This is a genomic window from Bizionia sp. (assembly GCF_048259285.1).
In the GTDB taxonomy this organism is placed as follows: domain Bacteria; phylum Bacteroidota; class Bacteroidia; order Flavobacteriales; family Flavobacteriaceae; genus Algorimicrobium; species Algorimicrobium hallyeonense.
In genome coordinates, this window is the sequence record NZ_JBLXHU010000093.1 from 1 (window position 1) to 5,092 (window position 5,092).

Consider the following 5,092-nt stretch of genomic DNA (forward strand, 5'->3'; position numbering starts at 1 on the left):
ACAAAGAGGTGTTAAAATACTAACAGAGGAAAAACAATTATATTCATATTTATATAGTTATGGAAAAATGCATCATAGTAAAATGACCTCTTCATTTGCATATATACCAAATCAACTTTTCAACGATGACTTAAACATTATTGATTGGGGTTGTGGTCAAGGATTGGCTTCTGCATCATTTATAGACTATTTTAATTCTAACATTAATAAAGTTAAAAACGTTACACTCATAGAACCGTCTGAATTAGCGTTAAAAAGAGCCTCTTTACATATTAAAAAATTTGACAAAACAATTGACGTTTCAACTATCAATAAGGATTTAGATTCCTTATCTACAACTGATTTTGAAAATAATTCAAACGTTAAAGTACATTTATTTTCTAACATACTTGATATCGATTTATTTTCTTTGACTCAACTTATTGAATTGATAAAAACGACATTTAAAGGAGAAAATTATTTTGTTTGCGCTAGTCCTTATGTAAATCCATTAAAAACTAGTAGACTTGATAGTTTTGTCAAATCTTTCTCAACAAATTCAAATTTTAATTTGATAAAGGAAATTAATAATCGGTCTGGAGAATGGGCCAATAATAGTTGGACTAGAGTAATTAGAATATTTAAAGCAAATATATAAACCCAACACATAAAGCCTACACATTCGCAATTTGCTACAGCCAATGCTACGCCAAAAATTGCAAAAGAGTATGTCTTGCCAACGCTCACATTTGAACAAAACAAGAAACATTGGAAAACAAAATGGAATGAAAAAAGCACTACTTACAACAACGTATATAATTTATTGCTGGCTTCTCGCCCACTTCTGACACGAGCACAAAGTGCGAACTGGCGAAGCAATCCACTCAAAATTGCTAACGCCAGTTCTTAACCGAAAATCATTAACTTTAAATCCGTAACTGACGGTTATACGAGACCGTTATATGTAATTGAACAACCATTGAAAATGAAGTATAAAATAGAAAGAGATGAAGAGTACTTAAAAACTTGGTTGCAATTAAATGGTTTTTCCGAGTTTGGATTAAATGCAAAGAATGAAAATTCCAGTAAGGAAGTTGAAATCGTCTTTTTAGGAACTGAAGATACAGATGTAAGTGTTCCATCAGAATCTCAAATTAGTGCTTTAAATTTTATTATTGATAATTCCGAAAATGTATTAACACAATTAAAAGGGTTCATATATAGTCAAAGGGAAGAACTTGAGGAAGTTTACGGACAATTTGACCGAGAAGAATACGAAGGGTTTCCAAATCTTAAATCAGAAAATGACGTCTGTAAATATTTAGATTTGTCCACAATATATATTCACGAAAAAGAACTTGAGAATATTTCATACATAGGTCTATATGGTCATTCTACTTGGGATACTGAACACGCATTTGGAACAATATTTCATAAAGATAGAATGGTAGATTTTGGAGATTGGGATACTGCATATAACTTTTATAAGGAAAGCCCCAATTTATCTGTTTCAGAAATTTATTCATTAGAGTCACTAACAGAATGGAGAAAACAAATATCTGAATCTGCCAAAAACATTAACGTAGATGACATAAACATTTATTTATATTTGTTTGACTGGTTAATTGATAAAAGAGCCATTTATGGTTATCGTTCAACCAAAGTAGATTTGTCTAACATTGAAAAAGTTGCTCTAATAATAACTTTGGAATATTTAGATCTATCAGGCCGAAACTTGGCTGAATTGCCAGACAATTTTGACTTATTATCAAATTTGAAAAACTTAAATTTAAGAGTCAATCAGTTTAATAAATTACCAAATTCTATTTCTGAATTAAATAACTTAGAATCACTAGATATATCTGTAAACTCTATTAGTCATATACCAAATACATTTTCTAAATTGATAAAACTCGAATATCTTGACTTTTCAATGAATAAGTTTAAAGAATTCCCCAATTTTATTAGGGATTTGAGTTATCTCGAAAACATAAATGCTTCGGACAATGATTTAAAAATAATTCCAGATTGGATTGGTGAATTAAGGAAGCTCAAGGATTTCAGAATTTCTGATAACAAACTAAAAAATCTACCTAAAAGTATTAGGGAAATTAAATCACTTGAAATATTATATGCTATGAGGAATAAGTTTTCATTCATACAAAGGCGGAGAATCAAAACTTGGTTAAACAATAATATCCGATATGATATTGACAATGATTAAAATAAAAAATACATATATCACTGTATATGAAATCATAGCACCCTACGGGATGCTACGCTTCATATACTAACCGTTTTAATTGAAAAACACTATGAAAAAGAAATATACAGAAGATGACATTCAAGCTCTTGAAGCAGGAGAACACGTCAGAATGAGGCCTAAAATGTATTTTGAAAAGTGTTTTTCAGATAACTCTCTTGATTCTTTACCTTTTGAAGTCTTATGTCACGCTTTCGATGAATATTTTGATGGAAATTGCAACGAAATAGAATTGACTATTTGGAAAAATTCCTTTTCAATTAAATATAATGCTGGAATATCGTTAGCAACAGTGAAAGATGAAAACTTAACAAATGCAGAAATAATAATGACAAAAATCGGAGCTTGTTCAAATTTGAAAAAGCATTTAGCAGTCGGTCAAGAATTTTGTAGTTTAGGAATGGCAACCATTAATTTTGCATCTGAAAAATGTAAATTAACGACCGTTTGGCAAAACTTAAAAGGAACTTTTGAATTTGAAAACGGAAAGCTGAAAACAAAGAGCATTGAATCTTTTGAAAGTAAAAATTATTGGACTGAAATAATTGTAGAACCGAATAAATCGCTTTTCGAAAATTTAAAGTTTACAACAAATGGAATTAAAGAAAAAGCAGACGAAATCAACAAAAGGTTGACTGATCTGAATTTAGTAATAATTGATTAAATAAAAACTACTTACAACAACGTATATAATTCATTGCTAGTACTCACCTACTTCTGACACAAGCGCAAAGTGCGAACTGGCGAAGCAAAATCCTAGCGGATTTTCAGTTTGGTGTGTACTTGCAAAGTTAAGTGCTAAACCACGCAACAAACCATATACAACAACGTTACCTACAATTTGGAAATGAAAACTCTTAAGCCAACTTGGAAAATATCAACAAGAATGATTTTAGAAAATTTTGCTTTTCTACAATCAGAATTTGACTTCCCTAGTTTTAAGAAAAAGTGGATTAAGGATGAATACTATATAACAACTCAAAAAAACGGAATTGAATTTTGTGCGCTGATATTTCAATTATCGTATAACTCACCAGAAATTGGAATCATAAATCACAATGAACTGACTGAATTTAAAAAGGATTTAACACCTACAAATTACTATCCAATTGATAAACTTGACCAATCTGGTGAATTAAAAAACATAGCGCAGAATGGAATTAAATATGTTGAGAGTTATGTCAAAAAATGTGCTGATTTATTAAAAAATAATCCGAAAATATTGAGCGGAATAACATCTGATTTTAAAGATAAATAAAAACTACAGCCAACAATGCCTATAGTCCATGTTGCCCATTTGCAATCAATTTAGAAAAAGAGGTGTTTTTCTTCGGAGGGCTTAAGGAATATAGGTTTATGGATATTTCTTGATTTCCTACAATAATGTCCTTGGTGATGGTTTCAACAACGTTTCGCTTTTCTTCATTGTTTAAGTTGTCCCAATTGTCGTACAGCGATTTTGCTTCTGATAGGATGAAGTCACTTGATTTGGCGTGTTCCTTGAGTATCTTGATTTCACTCTCCAAAGCAGGAATGGTTCGCTCCAATTGTTTCAATTGCTCGTTGGGTTCATTGTAGAACTCCTTGAAACGTTCGGTTTCAATTTGTCCCTGCTCGTGGAGTTCAAACAGTTTAGATATCTTCGCCTTCAGTTTGTCTATTTTCTCAACTACAATTTCACGTTCTCGTTTCTTGTCCTGTATTCCCGTTTGACTGCTTTGGTAGTACGCTTCAACATCTTCTTTTGAAAGTAGAAACTGCTTGAGCTGACTCTTGAAGATGTCCTCAATGTCATCCATTGGTATTTTTCGTTTGCACTTCTTGCAGGTGTACTTGGGATTTGAAGATGGTACGTACATCTTCCCGCCACACTTGCAGTACAGAAAGCCTGTAAACAACTTGAGTTTCTTGTTCATCGGTTGGGTCTTCGTAGACTCGTACTTGTTAATGATGTCGTTGGCTTCTTGCCATAGTTCTTCGCTAACAATAGCTGGAGCCTTGTGGAAGAACCATTCACTGCTATCTCGAAGCTCTGGTTGTCCATTCTTACCAACTTTGGTAAATCGTGTCCGTCTGACTCCCTTAGTGATGGGATCTTTCAAGAGGCGCTTGATGGCTACATCGGAAAACTTTTTGCCTCGCTTGGTACGATGTCCTTCCTCATTGAGTATCCTAGCCACCGTACCATACCGTTGATGCTGTACGTAAAGCTCATACATCTTCTTTCGGACGACGGACTCTTCAGGGTGCAGTTCTATACCATCCTTCCCTTTCCGCTGGTATCCATACGGAATGCCACCCATGACTTTTCCCATTTTGGCTCGCGTTTCAACCGATGAGTTGATACGGTCTACAATCTCTTCACGTTCCCATTCGGCCATTGAGGAGATGATCCTAAAAAATAAACGTCCAGCAGGTGTGGACGTGTCAAAGGATTCTTTTAAAGATATCAAATCGGCTCTGTGCTCTTTGAAGAAGTTGGCAAATTCCAATAGCTCAATGGTGTTACGTGCGAAACGGGCAATCTTGGAGAAAATGAGCCCACTGATGTGCCCTCTGTGGATGTCCATCAGCATACGTTGACACTCTGGATGGTCTTTGACCGTCTTACCCGATACCCCTGTGAGGTCATAGGTTTCTACAACATCGTAGCTGTGAAGCTTGGCGTATGTCTTGGCTTGGTCTAAATGGTGTTCAGGACTGTCTCCCCGTTTTTGATCTTCTGTGGATACACGGATCCAAATACCTACTCGCTTTTTCATTGATAACTCCTTTAAAATGAATAACTAAAGTAGTAAAACAGTGTTCGTATAGCAAGTTCTATGGTAGATATTTATTTTTGCAATATAG

The 5,092-nt window shown here is 33.8% G+C and carries 5 protein-coding genes; 4 read left to right on the plus strand and 1 reads right to left on the minus strand.

Features of this window, described 5'->3' with window-relative positions:
• From ACN0QX_RS15460 to ACN0QX_RS15475, 4 genes are all read left to right on the plus strand, one after another.
• The coding region (locus ACN0QX_RS15460; RefSeq protein WP_417198201.1) for a methyltransferase domain-containing protein at positions 1–637 on the plus strand (637 nt) is incomplete at its 5' end.
• A 327-nt stretch (positions 638–964) separates the two neighbouring features.
• Positions 965–2,203, plus strand: a complete 1,239-nt coding sequence (locus tag ACN0QX_RS15465) for a leucine-rich repeat domain-containing protein (RefSeq protein ID WP_417198202.1) — start codon at positions 965–967, stop codon at positions 2,201–2,203.
• Positions 2,204–2,294: 91 nt separating this feature from the next.
• On the plus strand, positions 2,295–2,906 hold the full coding sequence (locus tag ACN0QX_RS15470) for a hypothetical protein (RefSeq protein WP_417198203.1): 612 nt from the start codon (positions 2,295–2,297) through the stop codon (positions 2,904–2,906).
• A gap of 183 nt (positions 2,907–3,089) precedes the next feature.
• Entirely contained in the window at positions 3,090–3,500 is a 411-nt protein-coding gene (locus ACN0QX_RS15475; protein ID WP_417198204.1) for a hypothetical protein, read from the plus strand.
• Positions 3,501–3,519: 19 nt separating this feature from the next.
• Here the strand turns inward: ACN0QX_RS15475 and ACN0QX_RS15480 are convergent, their stop codons facing one another.
• Complete coding sequence (locus tag ACN0QX_RS15480) at positions 3,520–5,004, minus strand: recombinase family protein (RefSeq protein ID WP_417198205.1); 1,485 nt, start codon at positions 5,002–5,004, stop codon at positions 3,520–3,522.
• Positions 5,005–5,092: the final 88 nt, after the last annotated feature.